The organism is Pseudomonas sp. PDNC002 (assembly GCF_016919445.1).
In the GTDB taxonomy this organism is placed as follows: Bacteria; Pseudomonadota; Gammaproteobacteria; order Pseudomonadales; family Pseudomonadaceae; genus Pseudomonas.
Map to the genome: position 1 here is coordinate 1,957,806 of NZ_CP070356.1, position 20,391 is coordinate 1,978,196.

Genomic DNA, 20,391 nt, shown 5'->3' on the forward strand with positions numbered 1-20,391 from the left:
GAGTCAGCCAAACAGCCGGCGCTCTTCCGGATGCGTCCGGCGGCGCACCAGCGCCCACACCAGCAGCACGCCGCTGAGGATGGCCAGCGGCCAGACACGCCACTTCAGGTACGGCGTCAGGCCCTGCATCGGCACCACCTCGCCGTGCAGCACGCCTTGCTGGAACTGCGGGATCTGCACGGTCAGCTTGCCGAACGGATCGATCAGTGCGGTCACGCCGTTGTTGGTGCCGCGCACCATCCAGCGGCCGGCTTCCAGCGCACGCATCTGCGCCATCTGCAGGTGCTGCAGCGGGCCGATGGAGGTGCCGAACCAGGCGTCGTTGCTGATGGTGAGTAGCAGTTGGCTTTGTGCGGCCAGCTCAGCGGCGAATTCCGGGTAGACCACTTCGTAGCAGATGTACGGCGCCACGGAATAGCCCTTGGCCTTGAGCAGCGGCTGGTCGGCCGGGCCGCGGGCGAAGTCGGACATGGGCAGGTCGAAGAAGGCGATCAGGCCGCGCAGCAGGTCCTGCAGCGGGACGTATTCACCGAAGGGAACGAGTTTCTGCTTGAGGTAGTTGCCGCTGCCTTCGCCCACCACGGTGATGCCGTTGTAGTAGCGGATGCCGTCGGCGGTCTTCTCGCGCACCGGCACGCCGGTAATCAGAGCGGCTTTCTTGGCAGTCGCGACGCCGTTGATCATTTCCAGGTAGCCGGTCGCCTGGTCCTTGAGCACGGGGACGGCGGTTTCCGGCCAGACGATCAGGTCGACGCCGTTCTGCTCGGCGGTCAGGTCGCGGTACAGCTCCAATTGGTGGGTGATGGCCTTCGGGTCCCACTTCATTTCCTGGGCGATGTTGCCTTGCAGCGCGGCGACCTTCAGCGGGGCGCCCGCAGGGGTGGTCCAGGCGTGGCCCTTGTAGCCCAGGCCGACGGCCCAGGGGGCGATCAGCAGGACCAGGCCGGTGACCAGGCGCGCCGGGCGCCGGGTCAGGGCGGGGATGTTGATGATCAGCGCGGCGGAGAGGGCAATGCTGAACGACACCAGCCAGACACCGCCCAGCGGTGCGAGTCCGGCCAGCGGGCCTTCGAGCTGGCTGTAGCCGGCGTAGAGCCACGGGAAGCCGGTAAGGAACCAACTGCGGAACAGCTCCAGCACCACCCACAGTGCCGCGAAGGCGAGTGCATCGCTGACCGGGGCGTTGTTGCGGCGGAAGAAGCGTGCCCAGACCCATGCGGGCAGCGCGAAGAAGAAGGCCACGCCAGCGCTGAAGCCCGCTACCAGGAAGCCGGCCAGAGGTCCCGAGGCACCGCCGAAGTTGTGGATGCTGAAGTAGATCCAGCTGGTCCCGGCGATGAAGGCGCCAAAGCCGTACCACCAGCCGCGCCACAGCGCCGAACCGGGAGGGGTGCCGCGCAGGCCAAGGTAGAACAGGGCCAGCGAGAGCACCGCCAGCGGCCAGTAGCCGAACGGAGCCAGGAACAGCGGAGTGAGCGCGCCAGCGGCCAGGGCGAGCAGGTGGCCTGGCAGGCCGGGGCGGGTGATCCAGCGCATCGGGAATCCTTGTTGCGGTTAAGCGATGCGCAAGAGTAATGGAGAGACGAACGGTAGGCTATGGGGGTGAAAGCCAAAAGCCATGAGCTGACTGCGGCAGGGTGTTGCAGGAAAGGTCGGGGCTGATTGTAGGAGCGAGCTTGCTCGCGAACGGCCCTCGTGGGGGAGTGGGTTCGCGAGCAGGCTCGCTCCTACAGGGTGCTTACCCGTTAGTCTTGCAGCGGGGTGAGGCGCAGCAGATGCAGGCGGCGGCTGTCCGCATTCAGCACACGGAAGCGGAAACCGCCCAATTCCGTGGTTTCGTTGCGCTTGGGCAGGTGGCCGAAGGCGCTCATCACCACGCCGCCGACGGTGTCGAATTCCTCGTCGGAGAATTCAGCGCCGAAGAAATCGTTGAAGGCCTCCACCGGGGTCAGTGCCTTGACGATGAAATCACCGCTGGGCAACGGCTTGATGTAGCTGTCTTCCTCGACATCGTGCTCGTCCTCGATGTCGCCGACGATCTGCTCCAGCACGTCCTCGATGGTCACCAGTCCCGCCACGCCGCCGTATTCGTCAATGACGATGGCCATGTGATTGCGGTTGGCGCGGAATTCGCGCAGGAGCACGTTCAGGCGCTTGGACTCGGGCACGAAGGTGGCCGGGCGCAGCAGGTCCTTGATGTTGAAGGCGTGGTTCTGGTCATGGAGAACCAGCGGCAGCAGGTCCTTGGCCAGCAGGACGCCCATGATGTCGTCCAGGCTTTCGCCGATCACCGGGTAGCGCGAGTGCGCGGCGTCGATGATGGCGGGGAGGAAGTCGGCGGGAACCTGCGTCGACTTGATAGTGATCATCTGCGAACGCGGGATCATGATGTCGCGGACCTGGAGGTCCGCCACCTGGATCGCGCCTTCGACAATGGACAACGCCTCGCTGTCCAGCAGCTTGTTGTCGTGGGCTTCGCGCAGCAGCTCAAGCAGCTCCTGGCGGTTTCTCGGCTCATGGGCAAAAGCCTGGGTGATCTTGTCCAACCACGACTTGTGCCCATTGCTCGATCGGTCTTCGCTCATCTTTTCCTTGCTCGGTGGCTTTTATTCTTCATCGGCCGCGTACGGGTCGGGATGACCCAGTTCGGCCAGCAACTCCCGTTCCAGGCTTTCCATCTCCTCGGCCTCGACATCGTCGATGTGATCGTAGCCGAGCAGGTGCAGGCAGCCATGGATGACGAGATGGGCCCAATGGGCCTCGGCGGACTTGCCCTGTTCGGCGGCTTCGCGGGTGACCACGGGGGCGCAGATCACCAGGTCGCCGAGCAGCGGGATGTCCAGCAACTCATCGGGAACATCGGCGGGGAAGGACAGTACGTTGGTGGCGTAGTCCTTGTGCCGCCAGGTCTTGTTCAGCTCGCGTCCTTCGGGTTCGTCCACCAGGCGGATGGTGAGTTCAGAATCATTCTGGCGCTGGCGCAGGGCCAGTTCGCACCAGGTTCTGAATTCGGCTTCGCTTGGCAGGCCGGCCGCTTCGGAGGCGACCTGCAGGTCCAGTTCAAGCATTCTTGTTGCCCTGGCCTTCTACGCCGGTCAGACGGTTTTCATAGGCGTCGTAGGCATCGACGATGCGCTGCACCAGCGGGTGGCGCACGACGTCCTTGGACTTGAAGTGGGTGAAGCTGATGCCGGGGACGTCGCGCAGCACTTCCATCACGTGCTTGAGGCCCGAGCGGGTGCCTTTCGGCAGGTCGACCTGGGTGACGTCGCCGGTGATCACCGCGGTGGAACCGAAGCCGATCCGGGTGAGGAACATCTTCATCTGTTCCATCGTGGTGTTCTGGCTTTCGTCGAGAATGATGAAGCTGTTGCTCAGCGTGCGGCCGCGCATGTAGGCGAGCGGCGCGACCTCGATGACCTGGCGTTCGATCAGCTTGGCCACGGTCTCGAAGCCGAGCATCTCGTACAGCGCGTCATACAGCGGGCGCAGGTAGGGGTCGATCTTCTGCGACAGGTCGCCGGGCAGGAAGCCGAGCTTCTCGCCGGCTTCCACCGCCGGGCGCACCAGCAGGATGCGGCGGATCTGCTCGCGCTCCAGGGCGTCCACGGCGCAGGCGACGGCGAGGTAGGTCTTGCCGGTGCCGGCCGGGCCGATGCCGAAGTTGATGTCGTGGTCGAGGATGGCCTTGACGTAGCGCTGCTGGTTGGCGCCGCGCGGACGGATGTGTGCCTGGCGGGTCTTGAGCGTCACCAGCGGGACGACGGGCTCGACGGCGAGTTCTTCCAGGCCGGATTCCTGCAGGAACAGGTGAACCAGGTCGGGCGTCATCTCGGTGCCGTTCTGCACTTCGCGGTAGAGGCGCTGCAGCAGGTTTTCCGCTGCCTGGGTGCGCTCGGGGTCGCCGACCAGTTCGAACTGGTTGCCGCGATTGCGGATCTCGATGCCGAGGCGCTTCTCGATCTGGTGCAGGTGTTCGTCGAACTGTCCGCACAGGTTGGCGAAGCTGCGGCCCTCGAAGGGCTCGAGCATGAAACGATGGATATCCAGGGGGGCGTTCAAGGGCTGTCTAAGTCGCCGTGCTTCATGGGGAGATGGTCGAAGGATAACCCCAGGCGACCGACTACGAAAGTTCGGTCGCCTTCGAGGGCTTCAACGGTCGAATTTCAGTGGCGTGCTTCCACGAGGGTGGCGCGCAGGGAGTTGGGCAGCGCTTCGTAGATTTCCACGTCGACGAACTGGCCGATCAGGCGCGGATTGTCGCAACGGAAGTTGACCACTCGGTTGTTCTCGGTGCGCCCCTGGAGCTGGCCCGGGTCGCGCTTGGCGTAGTCGGTGACGAGGATGCGCTGGATCGTGCCGACCATCCGTCGGCTGATCTCGAAGCCCTGTTGGTTGAGGCGACTGTTGAGGATCAGCAGGCGCTGCTTCTTCACTTCGTCCGGGGTGTCGTCCAGCAGGTCGGCGGCCGGGGTGCCCGGGCGCGAGCTGTAGATGAAGGAGAAGGAGAAGTCGAAGCCGACGTCTTCCACCAGCTTCATGGTCTGCTCGAAATCCTTCTCGGTCTCGCCGGGGAAGCCGATGATGAAGTCCGAGCTGATGCAGATGTCCGGCACCGCCGCCTTGAGCTTGCGGATGCGCGACTTGTACTCCAGCGCGGTGTGGTTGCGCTTCATCGCCGCGAGGATGCGGTCGGAGCCGGCCTGTATCGGCAGGTGGACGAACTTCACCAACTGCGGCACTTCGGCATGGGCGGCGATCAGCGAGTCGGAGAATTCCAGCGGGTGCGAGGTGGTGTAGCGGATACGCTCGATGCCATCGACCTCGGCGACCACGCGGATCAGCTCGGCGAAGTCGGCGATGCGACCGTCGTGGGTCTGACCGCGGTAGCCGTTGACGTTCTGGCCGAGCAGGGTGACTTCCTTCACGCCGTTCTCGGCCAGGTGGATCACCTCGGCGAGCACGTCGTCGAACGGACGGCTGACCTCTTCGCCACGGGTGTAGGGCACCACGCAGAAGGTGCAGTACTTGCTGCAGCCTTCCATCACCGAGACGAAGGCGGTCGGGCCGTTCACCTGGGGTTCGGGCAGGCGGTCGAACTTCTCGATTTCCGGGAAGGACACGTCCACCTGCGGTTGGCGGGTGGCGCGGGCGGCATCGATCATTTCCGGCAGACGGTGCAGGGTCTGCGGGCCGAACACCACGTCGACATAGGGCGCTCGCTCGCGGATCGCCGCGCCTTCCTGGCTTGCCACGCAGCCGCCGACACCGATCACGAGGTTGGGGTTCTGCTGTTTGAGCGTGCGCCAGGCGCCCAGCTCGGAGAACACCTTCTCCTGCGCTTTCTCGCGGATCGAGCAGGTATTGAGCAGGATGACGTCGGCTTCTTCGGCTTTCTCGGTGATTTCCAGGGCCTGATGCTCACCCAACAGGTCGGCCATGCGCGAGCTGTCGTACTCGTTCATCTGGCAACCGTGGGTCTGGATGAAAAGCTTCTTGGCCATGGAGTCTTTCTTTGTCTGGTTAAAAAATGACCGCGCATTATAAGCCCGGACAGATACGTCAGCTACCGCGTCAGTAGGTGAGGGAGAAATCATCCAGCGCTTTTAGCTCGCTGCCGTTGAGTTCGTAGGTCGCATCCAGCACGTCATAGGCGGTGCCACCGAAGCAGTCGCGCCCCTCGCCCTGCAGGCGCAGCAGGAGCTTTCCGTCGGCCCGCGCGACACGGACTGAGTGGATCTTGCAGCAGAGCGACGCGTCGCCCAAGGGTGAGTTGTCATCACTTGCGACCAGGTGCAGTTGGCGCAGTTGCTTGCCGCCTTGCCACTCCACCAGGCTTGGGCAGGCGCCTGATGTATTGGATGGGGCTGGCAGTACTGCCATGCAGGTGCCGTATGGTGTCAGTGCTCTGGCCAGCGCGCCCGGGATCAAAGTCTGGCAGGCCGTCTTAGTGAAGTTTGCGAGGCGCTTTTCATGGGCTTCGTTGCACAAGCGCTGGTTGGTCTCCAGTGCGCGAATCAGCTTGGCATCCTCGGGAAAGACAGTGTTCACGTCGGATGAGCTGCGTGGGTTGTTGATCAGAGGCTGTAGTTGCTTGCGGCAATCCTGCTCCCTGCCGGCTTTCAGATAGGCCAGCGCGAGGTCGCTGCGCAACCAGTACCAGTTGCGGTCAGGCACGCTGGAACACTGGGATTGCCTGTCCATGGCCGCTTCCAGGCGCGCAATCGCTTCGCCGTAGTCCTTTCGGGCAAACAGGTGGTTCACCAGTGGGCGGGCAAGTGCTGCTGGCGAGCAGGCCGGCTCAGCGGAGGCGGCGAGGGGGCAGAGAGCGATCAGTAGGGCGGTGGAGTAACGAGCTGGAGAGTAGGTGGGCATGGCGCGTCCTTGGCAAATGCCCGCTGATTCTAGTGCTGTCGACCTGCCGGCGCATGGCTGGCTGCACGCATGTGCTATCCTGCGTGCCCTTTTTGCAAAGCTGTCATCCTTCGTTCATGAGCAAGCGCGAGAACCCGATCTACAAGGTGGTCTTCCTCAATCAGGGCCAGGTGTACGAGATGTATGCCAAGCAGATCTACCAGAGCGATCTGTGGGGCTTCCTGGAGATCGAGGAGTTCGTCTTCGGCGAGCGCACCCAGGTGGTGGTCGACCCCAGCGAGGAGAAGCTCAAGGCGCAGTTCGATGGCGTCATCCGCAGTTTCGTGCCGCTGCACTCGATCATCCGCATCGACGAGGTGGAGCGCCTGGGCACCGCGAAGATCAGCGACGCCAAGATCACCGGCAACGTGATGCCGTTCCCCATGCCGATGCCCGGCAAGGACAGCTGATCCACTTCACCATGCAGGCGTTGCTGCCTTCCGGTAGCTCTGTGCCTGTCCTTTCCCCTCACCCCAGCCCTCTCCCTGAGGGAGAGGGAGTCGAGCGCTACGGCGTTGCTTGCGCGAACTGCCCCCTCTCCCGCGGGAGCGATGCACGTAGCCAGGATTGGGGGGAGGGGCTCTTGAGTTGGACGTAGCGGCTCAGGGCAGCGGTGAGAACGGCGTGTTGCCGGCGGTCTGCAGTTCGATCAGGTAGTTGCGGAAGATCTGGCCGAGCACCTTGGTGGCGATGTCCAGTTCGTCCTTGTTCATCTGCTCGGCGACCAGGTCGGCGCTGTCCATGGCGTCTTCGGCGCCATTCACGGCGGCCATTTTCAGCACGATGTAGGCCTGCACGTTGTTGGCCTTCACGCCTTCGCCGCGGAAGAACATGGTGCCCAGGCGCAGCTGTGCGTCGGCGTGGCCTTGCAGCGAAGCTTTCTCGTACCAGTGCAGGGCGGCCTGGAAGTCGCGCGGGGCGCGTTCTCCGGTATAGAAGAATTCCCCTAGTTCGAACTGTGCCTGGGCGTCGCCTGCGTTGGCGGCCTGCTGGCAGCTGGCCAGCGCCTGCTGCAGCTGTTCGGGCACGGTGTTCAGGGTGCAGCGTCCGGTGGCCGGAATCAGCAGCGAATTGCCGCCCGCCTGAGTGAACAGGGGGAGAGCGAGCAACAGGCAACCGAGCAGCGTACGACCGGAACGGTACATGGGGAGAAACGGCCTCCAGAATCGGGGCGGGCAAAACCCGGCCAGCGAAATGCGCCGGCCTTCACATTATGAAATAAGCCGGCGCTTCCTTACAAAGTCTTTACCTTCTTTTCTGATTTTTCTATCAGGAAGGCGTGCGATGCAAGGTGGAGCGTAACGCGGAAATAAAGAAGCAGCGGGCGAAAGGCGCCCGGCCGGGCGCCTTCGCAAGGGCTTACTTGAGCGCGGCGAATGCGCGTTCGGCGGCGTCCAGGGTCAGTTTCAGCTCGGTTTCGCCGTGGGCGATGGAGGTGAAGCCGGCCTCGAAGGCACTCGGAGCCAGGTACACGCCGGCGTCCAGCATCAGGTGGAAGAAGCGCTTGAAGCGTTCCGCGTCGCTGGTCATCACGTCGTCGAAGGTGACGATGTCGTCCGCGCCGGTGAAGTACAGGCCGAACATCGCGGCACCCGCCTGGGTGGTCACGAAGGGGATGCCGGCGGCGTCGGCGCGCTCCTGCAGGCCTTGCAGCATGCGGGTGGTGTAGGTGGTCAGCTCGTCGTGGAAGCCGGGGCGACTGATCAGGCGCAGGGTGGTCAGGCCGGCGGCCATGGCCAGCGGGTTACCCGACAGGGTGCCTGCCTGGTAGACCGGGCCGAGCGGGGAAATCTGCTCCATGATCTCGCGCTTGCCACCGAAGGCGCCCACCGGCATGCCGCCGCCGATGATCTTGCCGAAGGTCGACAGGTCCGGGGTGATGCCGTAGTGCGCCTGGGCGCCACCGAGGGCGACGCGGAAGCCGGTCATCACTTCGTCGAAGATCAGCACCACGCCGTGCTGGTCGCACAGGCTGCGCAGGCCTTCGAGGAAGCCGGGGGCCGGCGGCACGCAGTTCATGTTGCCGGCGACCGGCTCGACGATGATGCACGCCACTTCCTTGCCGACTTCGCCCAGGGTCTTCTCGACGGCGGCGATGTCGTTGAAGGGCAGGGTCAGGGTGTGCTTGGCGAAGGCCGCCGGTACGCCGGGGGAGTTCGGTACGCCGAAGGTCAGGGCGCCGGAGCCGGCTTTCACCAGCAGGCTGTCGGAGTGGCCGTGGTAGCAGCCTTCGAACTTGATGATGCTGTCGCGGCCGGTATAGCCACGGGCCAGGCGGATGGCGCTCATGGTGGCTTCGGTGCCGGAGCTGACCATGCGCACCATGTCCATGGACGGAACCAGCGAGCAGACCAGATCGGCCATTTCCACTTCCAGCGCGGTCGGCGCGCCGTAGGACAGGCCGTGGTCGAGCTGCTTGCGCACGGCGTCGAGCACGTCCGGGTGGCTGTGGCCGAGGATCATCGGGCCCCAGGAGCCGACGTAGTCGACGTAGCGCTTGTCATCTTCGTCCACGACGTAGGCGCCTTCCGCGTGCTTGAAGAACAGCGGGGTGCCGCCGACGCTCTTGAACGCGCGCACCGGCGAGTTCACGCCACCGGGGATGTGTTTCTGGGCATTGGCGAAAAGCGTTTCGGAACGGGACATGGTGTACCTCGCGAAGCTGTGAAGGGCCGGGCGCGTGGGCGCTCAGCGGGTTTCGAAGAGTTGACTAAAGGCGCGGGCGCGCTGTTCGACTTCGGCCGGGGACTCGGCGGCGAACAGGGCGTGAATCACGGCGATCATGTCGGCACCCCGGGCGATCAGCTCGGGTGCGTTTTCCAGGGTCACGCCGCCGATGGCCACCAGCGGCACGTTGAAGCGGGCCTTGGCCTGTTCCAGCAGTTCGAGGCTGGCGGCGGAGGCGCCCGGTTTGGTCTGGGAGGCGAAGAAGCGACCGAAGGCGACGTAGCTGGCGCCCTCGGCGATGGCTCTCTCGGCCAGGTCGAGGCTGGCGTGGCAGGTGCCGCCGATGACGGCATCGCGGCCCAGCAGGGCGCGGGCAGCGGCCAGCGAGCCGTCGGTCTGGCCCAGGTGCACGCTGACGCTCAGGCGCGCGGCCAGTTCGGCGTCATCGTTGATCAGCAGCGTGGCGCCGTAGCGCGCGCAGAGATCGCGCAACGCTTCGGCTTCACGCAGGCGGCGCGAAGCGTCGTCGGACTTGTCGCGGTATTGCAGCAGTTTGGCGCCGCCCTTGAGGGCGGCTTCGACGTAGGGCAGCAGGCGGCCGCCGTCGAGCAGCTGGCTGTCGGTGATGGCGTAGAGTCCGCGCAGTTTCATCGCAACCTCGATCCGGGTGCCCGCCCTCGCGGGCACCGACATATTAAGAGCAGTAGTCCAGCGGCAGGCGGCGCGGCACGTACTGGCCGTGGCCGGGCGCTTCCGCGTCGCGCAGGGTGCGCCAGGTGTAGTCCAGGGCGCTGCGCACCGCGCTCACCAGCTCCTCGCCCAGGGCCAGGCGACCGGCGAGGGTGCTCGCCAGGGTGCAGCCCGAACCGTGGTAGCTGCCGGGCAGGCGCTGGCAGGTAAAGGTGTGGCGCTGGCCGTCCCGGGTGTACAGGCGATTGTGCACCTCGGACTCATCGCCGTGCCCGCCTGTAATCAGCAGGGTCTGGATATAAGGCAGCAGCTTGTCGGCGCACTCGTCCGCGGTGCCTTCGGGCAGTTCGGCGAGGATGCGCGCTTCGGGCAGGTTCGGCGTGGCCACTGCTGCGATTGGCAGCAGGCGTTCGCGCATGGCGTAGCCGACATCGTCCTTACCCAGCGAGCCGCCGCCGCCAGCGCGCAACACCGGGTCGCAGACCAGCGGGATGCCCGGCAGCGATTGCATGATCTCGACGACCGTGTCGACCATCTGCACCGAGCCGAGCATGCCCAGCTTGACCGCCGCCACCGGCAGGTCGGCGATCACGGCGTTGGCCTGGGCCAGCACCCACTCGCGGTCGAGCACGCGGAAGTCGGAAACGTTGACGGTATCCTGAACGGTCAGTGCGGTGACGGTCGGCGCGGCGTGGCAGCCTTGGGCGATCAGGGCTTCGATATCGGCTTGCAGGCCGGCGCCACCACTCGGGTCGTGGCCGGACAGGCAGAGCACTACGGGACGGGAGGCAGGTGTTTTCATGGCGCGGGAGCTTATCACCAAAACGGGGCGCTGAGCTGACCGAACGGTCCATTGCGCATCGCCTGGCCGCGCTCTGGCCGAGTGGTCGAATGCCACGGGGCACAAGGCCTGTGGTAGAGTTCGCCGATTCCAACACAACGCCTTCACGGCGCGCCAGAACGAGAGATGGGGATCTCCGGCGCGGCTGTCGGTGGCACTGCGGGGCACCATGCGGCACTGGCTGATCTTCCTGATCCTTCTCATCCTCTCGCCAGTGGCGAGCGCCATCAGCTTCGACGAGCGCGTCGGGCAATTGCCCCTGGGGCGGGCGATGGATGTCTTCGAGGACGTGCGCGGCACCGCCGACATCGCAGAGATCAGCTCACCGGCGCTGGCCGCCAGCTTCCGCCGCCATGAGCGCGATGTGCTCAATGCCGGCTATTCCCGCTCGGTGTTCTGGCTGCGCCTGGACCTGGATTACCAGCCGCAAGCCTCGAAAGATCCGGCCAACTGGCTGCTGGAACTGGCCTACCCGCCGCTGGACAAGCTCGATCTCTATCTGCCCGACGGCCATGGCGGCTTCACGCTCGCCCAGCGCACCGGCGACACCCTGCCGTTCGACAGCCGGCCGATCCGCCAGAACAATTACCTGTTCGACCTCAAGCTCGAGCCCGGCAAGCCGCTGCGCGTCTACCTGCGCCTGGAAAGCCAGGGCTCGATCCAGGCGCCGCTGACGCTCTGGTCGCCCAAGGCCTATCTGGAAGAGCAGCCGCAACGCATCTATGTGCTGGGCATCATCTACGGCGTGCTGCTGGTGATGCTGATCTACAACCTGTTCATCTTCCTCAGCGTCCGCGACACCAGCTACCTCTATTACATCCTCTATATCGCCTCGTTCGGCTTCTACCAGATATCGGTCAATGGCGCGGGCATCGAGTACTTCTGGCCCAACAACCCCTGGTGGGCCAATGCTTCCACGCCCTTCCTGATCGGCTCGGCGGGGCTGTTCGGCTGCCAGTTCGCCCGCAGTTTCCTGCACACCCGCGAGCACAGCCTGTGGATCGACCGCATCCTGCGCGTCCTGATGGCTGTCGGCGCGCTGGTGATGATCCTGGCGCTGACCGTCAGCTACGCGATTGCGCTGCGCCTGGCCACTTACCTGGCGCTCGCCTTCACCGTGGTGATCTTCAGCGCCGGCATCGTCGCCTGGCTGCGCGGCATGCGCGTGGCGCGCTACTTCATCTTCGCCTGGAGCGCCTTCCTGCTTGGCGGGGTGATCAATACCCTGATGGTGCTGGGTCTGCTGCCCAACATCTTCCTCACCATGTACGCCAGCCAGATCGGCTCGGCGCTGGAAGTCGGACTGCTATCCCTGGCGCTGGCCGACCGCATCAATGCCATGAAGGAGGAGCGCACGCGCATCCTCCAGGAAACCAGTCGCAAGCTGGAACAGTTGAACCTGGAGCTGGCCAGCAGCAACCGCCTGAAGGACGAGTTCCTCGCCACCGTCACCCACGAACTGCGTACGCCCATGAGCGGGGTGATCGGCTCGCTGGAGCTGATGCAGACGGTGCCGATGGACATCGAACTGGCCCAGTACCACAAGACCGCCACCGGCTCGGCGCGGGACATGATGCGCATGGTCAACGACATCCTCGCGTTGATCGAGCTGCAGGCCGGCAAGCTTTACCCGCGCCGTGAGCCGTTCAGCCTACGTGGGCTGTGCGACGGCCTGCGCGCGCAGTACGCGCCGCGCGCCGAGGAGCGCGGGCTGCGTTTCGTGCTGCAATTGGACGAGAGCCTGCCCGACACCCTCGAAGGTGATGCCGGCAAGATGGCGCAGGCGCTGGGCTACCTGATCGACAACGCCATCAAGTTCACCCGCCAGGGCGGCGTGAACCTGCGTGTCGGGGGCGTGGCGAACAATGAAGGGCTGTCCCTGCGCATCGAGGTGCAGGACAGCGGTATCGGTTTCTCCACCCCGCCGGATGGTGCGCTGTACCAGCGCTTCTTCCAGCTCGATGGTTCGCTGACCCGTGAATACGGTGGTCTCGGCATCGGCCTGGCGCTGTGCCGCAAGCTGGTGGCGCTGCTGGGCGGCGAGCTGGTGCACGAGTCCGAGCCGGGGCAGGGCAGTCGATTCAGCCTGGACATCCAGGTCGGCCAACCCGCCCAGAACATCGCCCCGCCGCCGCGCCGCGCGGGCGGCCAGGCGCTGCGCAGTCCGGAGCAGTGCACGGTACTGGTGGTGGAGGACAATGCCATCAACCAGTTGGTGATCCGCGGCATGCTGCTCAAGCTCGGCTATCGGGTGCGCACGGCGGACAACGGCGCCGAGGCCATCGAACTGCTGCGCCGCGAAACCATCGACACGGTGTTGCTGGACTGCCAGATGCCGGTGATGGACGGCTTCGCCACGTGCCGGGCGATCCGCACCCTGCCGGGTTGTGGCGACCTGCCGGTACTGGCCATCACCGCCCACAGCCACAGCGGCGACCGCGAGCGCTGCCTGGCCGCCGGAATGAGCGACTACATGGCCAAGCCGGTGAAGTTCGAGGAGTTGCAGATGCTGCTGCATGACTGGCTGCTGTGCCAGCCGGCGCTGCCCAGTCACGCCTGAGGCTGGACTATGCGTAGGAGCGGACTTCGTCCGCGATAGGTTCGCATCGCGCCGGATAGCATCGCGGACAGAGTCCGCTCCTACGCGATGACAAATCCCTCTGTCGATCCAAAGAAAAACGCCGCGATCCCTCTCGGCATCGCGGCGTTTCTGTTTCAGCGAGCTGTCAGGCTCAGACCTTGACGACCCATCCGTCCGGGCCTTCCACGTCGCCGGTCTGGATGCCGGTCAGTTCTTCGTAGAGGCGACGGGTCACCGGGCCGACGTCTTCGCGGCTGTAGAATACGTGCAGGTTGTCCTGGTACTGGATGCCGCCGATCGGGGTGATCACCGCCGCGGTACCGCAGGCGCCGGCTTCCTTGAAGCGCGCCAGGTCGTTGATCTCCACGTCGCCCTCGATCACCTTCAGGCCCAGGCGGTCGGCGGCCAGTTGCATCAGCGACAGGCGGGTGATGCCCGGCAGTACGGAGCTGGAGCGCGGGGTAACGAACTCGTCGTTGTGGGTGATGGCGAAGAAGTTGGCCGAACCCACTTCCTCGATGCGGCTGTGGGTGGCCGGGTCGAGGTAGATGCAGTCGGCGAAGCCGGCTTTCTTGGCCTGGGAGCCCGGCAGCAGGCTGGCGGCATAGTTGCCACCGACCTTGGCGGCGCCGGTGCCGTGGGGCGCGGCGCGGTCGAAGGTGGAGATCATGAAGTCATGGGGCTTCATGCCGCCCTTGAAGTAGGCGCCGACCGGGATGCAGAACACCGAGAAGATGAATTCCGGGGCCGGACGCACGCCGATATTGTCGCCCACGCCGATCACGAACGGACGCAGGTACAGGGCGCCGCCGGAGCCGTAGGGGGGAATGAAGCGTTCGTTGGCGCGGACCACCTGCTTGCAGGCGTCGATGAACTGCTCTTCGGACACCTGCGGCATCAGTACGCGGGCGCAGCTGCGGGCCATGCGCGCGGCGTTCTGGTCCGGGCGGAACAGGTTGATCGAGCCGTCCTTGCAGCGGTAGGCCTTCAGGCCTTCGAAGCACTGCTGGCCGTAATGCAGCGCCGAGGAGCCCTCGCTGATGTGCAGGGTGTTGTCTTCGGTCAGCTTGCCGTCGTCCCAGAGGCCATCGCGCCAGTGGGAGATGTAGCGGAAATCGGTCTTGATGTAATCGAATCCGAGCGCGCCCCAATCGATGTCGTTCTGTGCCATGGTTGCCTCATTCAATGGGATTGCCTGCGGCCATTCGTCTGCCAGGGCATGGCGGGCGAGCATCCGCATGGTGATTTCGGGACCCTGACGGCGGGCGCTGCCTGAATCACCAGGATTCCGCTACGCGGGGGGAGCGACGTCCCCCGCTTGATGGTACCGCCAGGACTCCACCAGGACTTGCCATGATACCGGCGATATTCGCGGCTGTGGGGGCTGGGCTGCGAATATCGCTGCCATCAGTCGCATCGGGAACCGAGCGACCTTGGCGCAGGGTCGCGGGTGGCAATGCCGAGACGGGCGGTGGATTTTGCTGCCCGTCTGCGGGGTCCAGGCCGGATATTCAGCTGAAATTTGTCATTTTTGTGAATGACATTTCGTATGCTGAATATATTTTCTGTCATTCCGGCTTACTGGCGCTCCCTTGGGGAAACAGTGAGCGGCTGATGAAGCGTGCTGTCTCGTGCAGGCTGGCACCGATCTGTTCCAGTTTTTCCCGCTCATGCTGCGCGCTGATGCCGATGCCGGAGATGACGAAGCGCGGCTGCCGGTCGTGGTCGATGATCGCGCTGGCGACCATGCTGACGCCGCGGTAGAGGTGGTCCTGGTCAATGGCCCAGCCGAGTTCGAGGGCGCCGATGGCGTCATTGCGAAACTCCTCGAAGCCGGGCGGGCTCTCCCAGCGCACGCGGGTCAGGCGGCGGCGCAGCTCATCGTCCGGCAGGTTGCGCAGGCCGGCGATGCAGCGCCCGGCGGCACCCACCAGTTCCGGCAGGCGCGAGCCGACGGCGACGTTGACGTGGGCCACGGGTGGCGCGGAGACGGCGATCACGCGGATGTGCGCGTCGTCGGTCACCTGCCACAGGGCGATGAGGATCTGGTGGCTGGTGCTCAGACGTTCCAGTTCCGGCTGGATCAGGTCGGCGTAGCTGCGGCCGATGAAGCTCACCGCCAGCTCCGACAGGCCCAGGCCAAGGCGGTAGGTCTTGGTGTCGTTGTCGAACGAGGTCAGCTGCTCGTTGGTCAGGGTGCGCAGGATATTGAAGGTGGTGCTCGGGCTGATGCCGGTGGCGCGGGCGATGGCGGTCGCGCCCTCGGGGCCCTCGGCATTGGCCAGGTGGCGAAGGATCTGGATGGCATTCACGACGGCGCCGACATCCTTGGCGCTGCCGGTGCGTTTGCTGTTGCTTTCTTCGACGGTCTTTTCAGTGGTCATATTCTGTATTCTGATTGACATTCAGTATTGTGAATGTATTCTGACCCTGCGACGCCTGCAACGGCTTCCGTGAAGCTGGCTTGGCATGGGCGGTAACGCACTTTGCAACAAAGGCAGAACAAGAACAAAGGAGAAACCTCGATGGTGGATTTCCCCGACCGCAACATGCCAGGGCCGGAGGCGCAGTACCTCGCCTTCCTCGCCCAGGGTCGCTTCATGTTGCAGCGCAGCGCCTCCACCGGCCGATACGTGTTCTACCCGCGCACCCAGGTGCCCGGCAGCGGCGAAACGGACCTGGAATGGGTTCCCGCCAGTGGCCTGGGCACCCTGTATGCCCTGACCGTCAATCGCGCCCGCAGCGGTGACTACAACGTCGCCCTGATCGACCTGGATGAAGGTGTACGCATGATGTCGCGTATCGAAGGGCATCTCAGCCTGCCCATCGGCGCCCGCGTCAAGGCGCGCATTGCCCAGCAGGAGAGTGGCGCCGTCGTCGTCTTCGAGCCTCTCGCGGAGGTGCAAGCATGAGTCAGGTCCTGCGTGGCAAGACCGCCATCGTCGGCATCGGCAGCGCCGGTATCGGCGAAGCCCACGGCTATAGCGCCATGGAATTGCTCGGCCAGGCCTCGATGAAAGCCATCGCCGATGCCGGGCTGAAGCTTTCGGACATCGACGCGGTGTTCTCGGCCACCAGCTCCCATGCCTTCCCGACCCTCTCGGTCTGCGAGTACCTGGGCATCAAACCGAAATTCGTCGACGGCACCAACGTCGGCGGCTCCAGCTTCGAGCTCCATCTTCTGCAGGCAACCCTGGCCCTGGAGGCCGGCCTGTGTGACGCGGCGCTGATCTGCTATGGCTCCAACCAGCGCACCGCTGGCGGCAAGCTGGTGTCGATGAGCGAGCCGCAGTGGCACGAAACGCCCTACCAGCCGCGCCACCCGATCACTGCTTATGCGCTGGCTGCCAGTCGGCATATGCATCAATACGGCACCACCCGCGAGCACCTGGCCGAAGTGGCCGTCGCCGCGCGGGGCTGGGCCAACCTCAATCCCGAGGCCTTCGCCCGTGGCCCGCTGAGCATCGATGACGTGCTCGCCGCACGGATGGTCAGCGACCCGCTGAGCAAGGCCGACTGCTGCCTGGTCACCGACGGCGGTGGTGCCTGTGTGATGGTGCGCGCCGAGCGTGCGCGGGACCTGCCCAAGGCGCCGATCTACTTCCTCGGCGCGGCCGGCGCGCAGTGGCACCGCTCCATCGTTGCCATGCCCGACCTCACCGTCACTGCCGCTTCCGAGAGCGGTCCACGCGCCATGCAGATGGCCGGCGTGAAGCACTCGGATATCGACCTGGTGATGGTCTACGACGCCTTCACCATCAATACGATCCTGTTCCTCGAAGACCTCGGCTTCTGCCCGAAGGGCGAGGGCGGCCGCTTCGTCCAGGGCGGGCGCATCGCCCCCGGCGGTGAGCTGGCGGTGAACACCAACGGCGGTGGGCTGTCCTGTGTGCATCCGGGCATGTACGGCATGTTCCTGATCATCGAGGCGGTTACCCAGCTGCGCCGACAGGCCGGTGAGCGCCAGTTGAAGAAGGCCGATATCGCCTTGCTGCACGGCAACGGCGGCACGCTGTCCAGCCAGGTCACCGCGCTGCTCGGCACCCAGAACGTGCTCTGAGATTTGGGTTCGTCGCTCCCGGTGGCCGTTGCAGACGGCCCGCCGTGGACGCACTCGCCCTCGCGCCGGCACACGAACGGCCGGCACCCGCTACTTGTTCAGGTGGAACGTCATGTCAGTGAGTCACTTGCAACACACAGGCTTCGCCAGTCTCACCCCGCTGATCCAGCCGCGCTCGGTCGCCGTGGTCGGCGCCTCCAGCGACCCGCACCGCATCGGTGGCCGCCCCATCGCCTACATGCTGCGCAACGGCTTCACCGGCCGCATCCTGCCGGTGAACCCCAATCGCACCGAGATCCAGGGCCTGCCGGCCTATGCCAGTGTCGACGCGCTGCCCGAGGCGCCGGACGTGGCGATCATCGCGGTGCCGGCACCGCAGGTGCTGGAAACCGTCCAGGCGCTGGGCCGCAAGGGCGCGCGCAGCGCCATCGTGTTCTCCTCGGGCTTCAGCGAAGTCGGCGAGGAAGGCGTGGCCATGCAGGACGCCATCGTCGAAGCCGCCCGCGCGGCGAACATGCGCCTGCTGGGGCCGAACGCCCTGGGCGTGTTCAACGCCAACCTGGGCTACTACGCCTTCTTCTCCACCAGCCTGGAGCGCGGCATCCCGCTGGCCGGGCGCGTCGGCATCGCCACCCAATCCGGCGCCTACGGCGCGCACCTGCTGGGTCTGTCGCGGCAGCGCGGGCTGGGTACACCGATCTGCGTCGCCACCGGCAACGAGGCCGACGTCACCCTGGGCGATGCCATCGGCTGGCTGGTGGAATCGCCGGAGGTCGACGTGGTGATGGCCTACGCCGAATCCATCCGCAACGTCGACAGCTTCCTCGCCGCGCTCGAAGCGGCCCATCGCGCCGGCAAGCCGGTGATCCTGCACAAGGTCGGGCGCAGCGAGCTGGGCGGCCGTGCGGCCATGTCGCACACCGCCTCCCTGGCCGGCGACGACAAGGTGCTCGACGCGGTTCTGGCCGACTACGCGGTGGTCCGCGCGCGCACCACCGAAGAGCTGGTGGACATCGCCTACCTCGCCACGCAGCGCATCTACCCGGTGAACAACAGCCTAGGAATGATCACCGTCAGCGGTGGCGCCGGGATCATCGTCAGCGACGCCGCCGAGGACGTCGGCCTGCCCATGCCGCCGATGCCGGAAGCGGCCCAGGCACGCCTGAAGCAGCGCCTGCACTATGCCTCGCCGCTGAACCCGGTGGACTGCACGGCCCAGGCGCTCAACGACCTGAGCCTGGTGCACGATTTCACCGAGTCCATGGTGGTGGACGGCGGCTATCGCTCGCTGATCGCCTTCTTCACCCAGGCCGGTACTGCTGCCTCCATCGGCCCGCGCCTGGCCGAGCAGTTCGCGCGGATCAAGGTCGATCACCCGGACCGCCTGTTCGTGGTCTCGGTGATGGGCGAGGGCGAGGAGCTGGCGCCGTACCAGAAGGCCGGCTTCGCCCTGTTCGAAGACCCGACCCGCGCCGTGCGCGCCATCCAGGCCATGGGCCAGTTGGGCGAAGCATTCGCCCGGCCGCTGCGCAGGATTCCTGTGCCCGGCGGCGTCGAGCTGCCGCCCAGCACGCCCGGTGAGGCTGAGGCCAAGCAATTGCTGGCGCGCGCCGGCATCGAATCGGCGCCCGAACGTGTGCTGAAAAGCGCTGCGGAAGCTGCCGCATTCGCCGAACAGATCGGCTTCCCGGTGGTGTTGAAAATCGCCTCGGCGGACATTCTGCATAAGTCGGAAATCGGCGGCGTGTTGCTCAACGTCGGCAGCGCCCAGGCCGTGCGCGACGGCTACGCATTGCTGCTCGAACGCGCTGCCGAACATGCGCCGAACGCTCGCCTCGACGGCGTGCTGGTGGCTCGTCAGCTGCAGGGCGGCGTCGAGTGCTTCATGGGCATCCAGCGTGACGCGCAGTTCGGTCCGGTAGCGGTGTTCGGCCTTGGCGGCATCTTCGTCGAGGTGCTCAAGGACGTGGTGTTCCGTCGCTGCCCGTTCGGCGTCGATGAGGCCGAGCAGATGATCCGCAGCATCAAGGGCGCGCCGCTGCTGCTGGGCGCCCGTGGTCGTCCGGTGACCGATATCAAGGCCCTGTCGCGCGTGCTGGCGCAACTCTCGCAGTTCGCTGCGGAGGCCGGCCCGCGCCTGCGTTCGGTGGACCTCAACCCGGTCTTCGCCATGCCCGAAGGGCAGGGCGCCTGGGCCGCCGACGCGGTGCTGGAAGTGGAGGAGGTGGCCCATGGCGCTGAATCCTGAGCATCTGCTGAACTACCCGATCCCGGAAGTACGCCAGCGCTTCAGCCGCCATGACAGCGCCTTCTATGCGCTGTCGGTCGGGCTCGGCGCGGACCCGATGGACGAGCACCAGCTGACCTTCGTCGACGCCAACCGCGATCTCCAGGCGCTGCCCTGCATGGCGGTGGTGCTGGGTCATCCCGGCTTCTGGCTGGGCAATCCGGACACCGGCGTCGATGCCCTGCGCCTGGTCCACGGCGAGCAGAGCATCGAATGGCTCAAGCCGCTGCCGGTGGAAGGCGAAGTGATCGGCCGCACCCGCGTCACCGGGCTGGTCGACAAGGGCGCCGGCAAGGGCGCGCTGCTCTATAGCGAGAAGGTCGTCAGCGATGCGCAAAGCGGTGAGGTGCTGGCGATTGCCCGCGGCACCACCTTCCTGCGCGGCGATGGCGGTTTCGGCGGCGACAGCCAGTCGCTGAGCCAGCCGCACCGTCTGCCCGAGCAGGCGCCGGACCTGGTCATCGACCTGCCGACTCGCCCCGAGCAGGCGCTGCACTACCGCCTGAACGGCGACGACAACCCGATCCATGCCAGCCCTGCGGCGGCCGCTCGTGGTGGCTTCCCGCGGCCGATCCTGCATGGCCTGTGCACCCTCGGCGTGGCCTTCCACGCGCTGCTGCGCGGCTTCGCCGACTACCGCGCGGAGCGTTTCGCCCACTTGCAGGTGCGCTTCTCCGCACCGGTGTTTCCCGGCGAAACCCTGCGTACCGAAATCTGGAATGACGGCTCCTTCCGCACCCGCGTCGTCGAGCGCGACGTGGTGGTGCTGGACAACGGCCGCGTGCGCCTGACCCCGGAGATGGGAGAACACGCCGGGCGGGCATAGCGCGACGACGACCTCAACCAACCTG

General features: G+C 65.7%; 18 protein-coding genes. 6 read left to right on the plus strand and 12 right to left on the minus strand.

Translation table 11 applies throughout. The features are described 5' to 3' along the window. Nucleotides 1-3: 3 nt before the first annotated feature. From lnt to JVX91_RS09170, 6 genes are all read right to left on the minus strand, one after another. A complete protein-coding gene (gene lnt / locus JVX91_RS09145; RefSeq protein WP_205338943.1) occupies nt 4-1,536 on the minus strand; it encodes an apolipoprotein N-acyltransferase in 1,533 nt (510 codons plus the stop codon). A gap of 209 nt (nt 1,537-1,745) precedes the next feature. Beyond that, nucleotides 1,746-2,585 (minus strand): HlyC/CorC family transporter, encoded by an 840-nt coding sequence (locus tag JVX91_RS09150; RefSeq protein ID WP_205338944.1) that lies wholly within the window; start codon nt 2,583-2,585, stop codon nt 1,746-1,748. Between the two features lie 21 nt (nt 2,586-2,606). Further along, nucleotides 2,607-3,068, minus strand: coding sequence for an rRNA maturation RNase YbeY (ybeY, locus tag JVX91_RS09155; RefSeq protein WP_205338945.1), 462 nt, complete (start codon nt 3,066-3,068; stop codon nt 2,607-2,609). Further along, nucleotides 3,061-4,062 carry a PhoH family protein gene (locus JVX91_RS09160; RefSeq protein WP_205338946.1) on the minus strand — a complete coding sequence of 334 codons (1,002 nt, stop codon included), beginning with the start codon at nt 4,060-4,062 and terminating at the stop codon, nt 3,061-3,063. The genes ybeY and JVX91_RS09160 overlap by 8 nt, the downstream gene beginning before the upstream one ends. A gap of 104 nt (nt 4,063-4,166) precedes the next feature. After that, nucleotides 4,167-5,504 (minus strand): tRNA (N6-isopentenyl adenosine(37)-C2)-methylthiotransferase MiaB, encoded by a 1,338-nt coding sequence (miaB, locus tag JVX91_RS09165; RefSeq protein ID WP_205338947.1) that lies wholly within the window; start codon nt 5,502-5,504, stop codon nt 4,167-4,169. A 70-nt stretch (nt 5,505-5,574) separates the two neighbouring features. Beyond that, the gene (locus JVX91_RS09170) at nt 5,575-6,375 is read right to left on the minus strand and encodes a tetratricopeptide repeat protein (protein WP_205338948.1); all 801 of its coding nucleotides are present in this window, start codon (nt 6,373-6,375) and stop codon (nt 5,575-5,577) included. A gap of 116 nt (nt 6,376-6,491) precedes the next feature. Here JVX91_RS09170 and JVX91_RS09175 point away from each other — a divergent pair, with 116 nt between their 5' ends. After that, nucleotides 6,492-6,824 (plus strand): DUF1820 family protein, encoded by a 333-nt coding sequence (locus JVX91_RS09175; RefSeq protein ID WP_024763971.1) that lies wholly within the window; start codon nt 6,492-6,494, stop codon nt 6,822-6,824. 192 nt (nt 6,825-7,016) lie between these two features. On the opposite strand, the gene JVX91_RS09180 is transcribed toward JVX91_RS09175, so the two are convergent. From JVX91_RS09180 to JVX91_RS09195, 4 genes are all read right to left on the minus strand, one after another. Continuing rightward, the gene (locus tag JVX91_RS09180; protein ID WP_205338949.1) at nt 7,017-7,559 is read right to left on the minus strand and encodes a tetratricopeptide repeat protein; all 543 of its coding nucleotides are present in this window, start codon (nt 7,557-7,559) and stop codon (nt 7,017-7,019) included. A gap of 214 nt (nt 7,560-7,773) precedes the next feature. Beyond that, complete coding sequence (gene hemL, locus JVX91_RS09185) at nt 7,774-9,060, minus strand: glutamate-1-semialdehyde 2,1-aminomutase (RefSeq protein ID WP_205338950.1); 1,287 nt, start codon at nt 9,058-9,060, stop codon at nt 7,774-7,776. Nucleotides 9,061-9,102: 42 nt separating this feature from the next. Beyond that, the gene (gene thiE, locus JVX91_RS09190) at nt 9,103-9,732 is read right to left on the minus strand and encodes a thiamine phosphate synthase (RefSeq protein WP_205338951.1); all 630 of its coding nucleotides are present in this window, start codon (nt 9,730-9,732) and stop codon (nt 9,103-9,105) included. Nucleotides 9,733-9,775: 43 nt separating this feature from the next. Continuing rightward, nucleotides 9,776-10,573 (minus strand): hydroxymethylpyrimidine/phosphomethylpyrimidine kinase, encoded by a 798-nt coding sequence (locus JVX91_RS09195; protein WP_026079345.1) that lies wholly within the window; start codon nt 10,571-10,573, stop codon nt 9,776-9,778. Between the two features lie 208 nt (nt 10,574-10,781). On the opposite strand from JVX91_RS09195, the gene JVX91_RS09200 reads away from it, so the two are divergent. Further along, nucleotides 10,782-13,172, plus strand: a complete 2,391-nt coding sequence (locus JVX91_RS09200; protein ID WP_205338952.1) for a hybrid sensor histidine kinase/response regulator — start codon at nt 10,782-10,784, stop codon at nt 13,170-13,172. 172 nt (nt 13,173-13,344) lie between these two features. On the opposite strand, the gene JVX91_RS09205 is transcribed toward JVX91_RS09200, so the two are convergent. Next, nucleotides 13,345-14,364: a branched-chain amino acid aminotransferase gene (locus JVX91_RS09205; RefSeq protein WP_205338953.1), complete on the minus strand. Its 1,020-nt coding sequence runs from the start codon at nt 14,362-14,364 to the stop codon at nt 13,345-13,347. A gap of 397 nt (nt 14,365-14,761) precedes the next feature. After that, complete coding sequence (locus tag JVX91_RS09210; protein ID WP_205338954.1) at nt 14,762-15,577, minus strand: IclR family transcriptional regulator; 816 nt, start codon at nt 15,575-15,577, stop codon at nt 14,762-14,764. Nucleotides 15,578-15,718: 141 nt separating this feature from the next. Here JVX91_RS09210 and JVX91_RS09215 point away from each other — a divergent pair, with 141 nt between their 5' ends. The 4 genes from JVX91_RS09215 (at nt 15,719) to JVX91_RS09230 (ending at nt 20,366) form a co-directional block, all read left to right on the plus strand. Continuing rightward, the gene (locus tag JVX91_RS09215; RefSeq protein WP_205338955.1) at nt 15,719-16,105 is read left to right on the plus strand and encodes an OB-fold domain-containing protein; all 387 of its coding nucleotides are present in this window, start codon (nt 15,719-15,721) and stop codon (nt 16,103-16,105) included. Further along, a complete protein-coding gene (locus JVX91_RS09220; protein ID WP_205338956.1) occupies nt 16,102-17,253 on the plus strand; it encodes a thiolase in 1,152 nt (383 codons plus the stop codon). Before JVX91_RS09215 ends, JVX91_RS09220 begins: the two co-directional genes overlap by 4 nt. Nucleotides 17,254-17,365: 112 nt before the next feature. Then, nucleotides 17,366-19,501: an acetate--CoA ligase family protein gene (locus JVX91_RS09225; protein WP_205338957.1), complete on the plus strand. Its 2,136-nt coding sequence runs from the start codon at nt 17,366-17,368 to the stop codon at nt 19,499-19,501. After that, the gene (locus tag JVX91_RS09230; RefSeq protein WP_205338958.1) at nt 19,485-20,366 is read left to right on the plus strand and encodes a MaoC/PaaZ C-terminal domain-containing protein; all 882 of its coding nucleotides are present in this window, start codon (nt 19,485-19,487) and stop codon (nt 20,364-20,366) included. Before JVX91_RS09225 ends, JVX91_RS09230 begins: the two co-directional genes overlap by 17 nt. Nucleotides 20,367-20,391 lie beyond the last annotated feature (25 nt).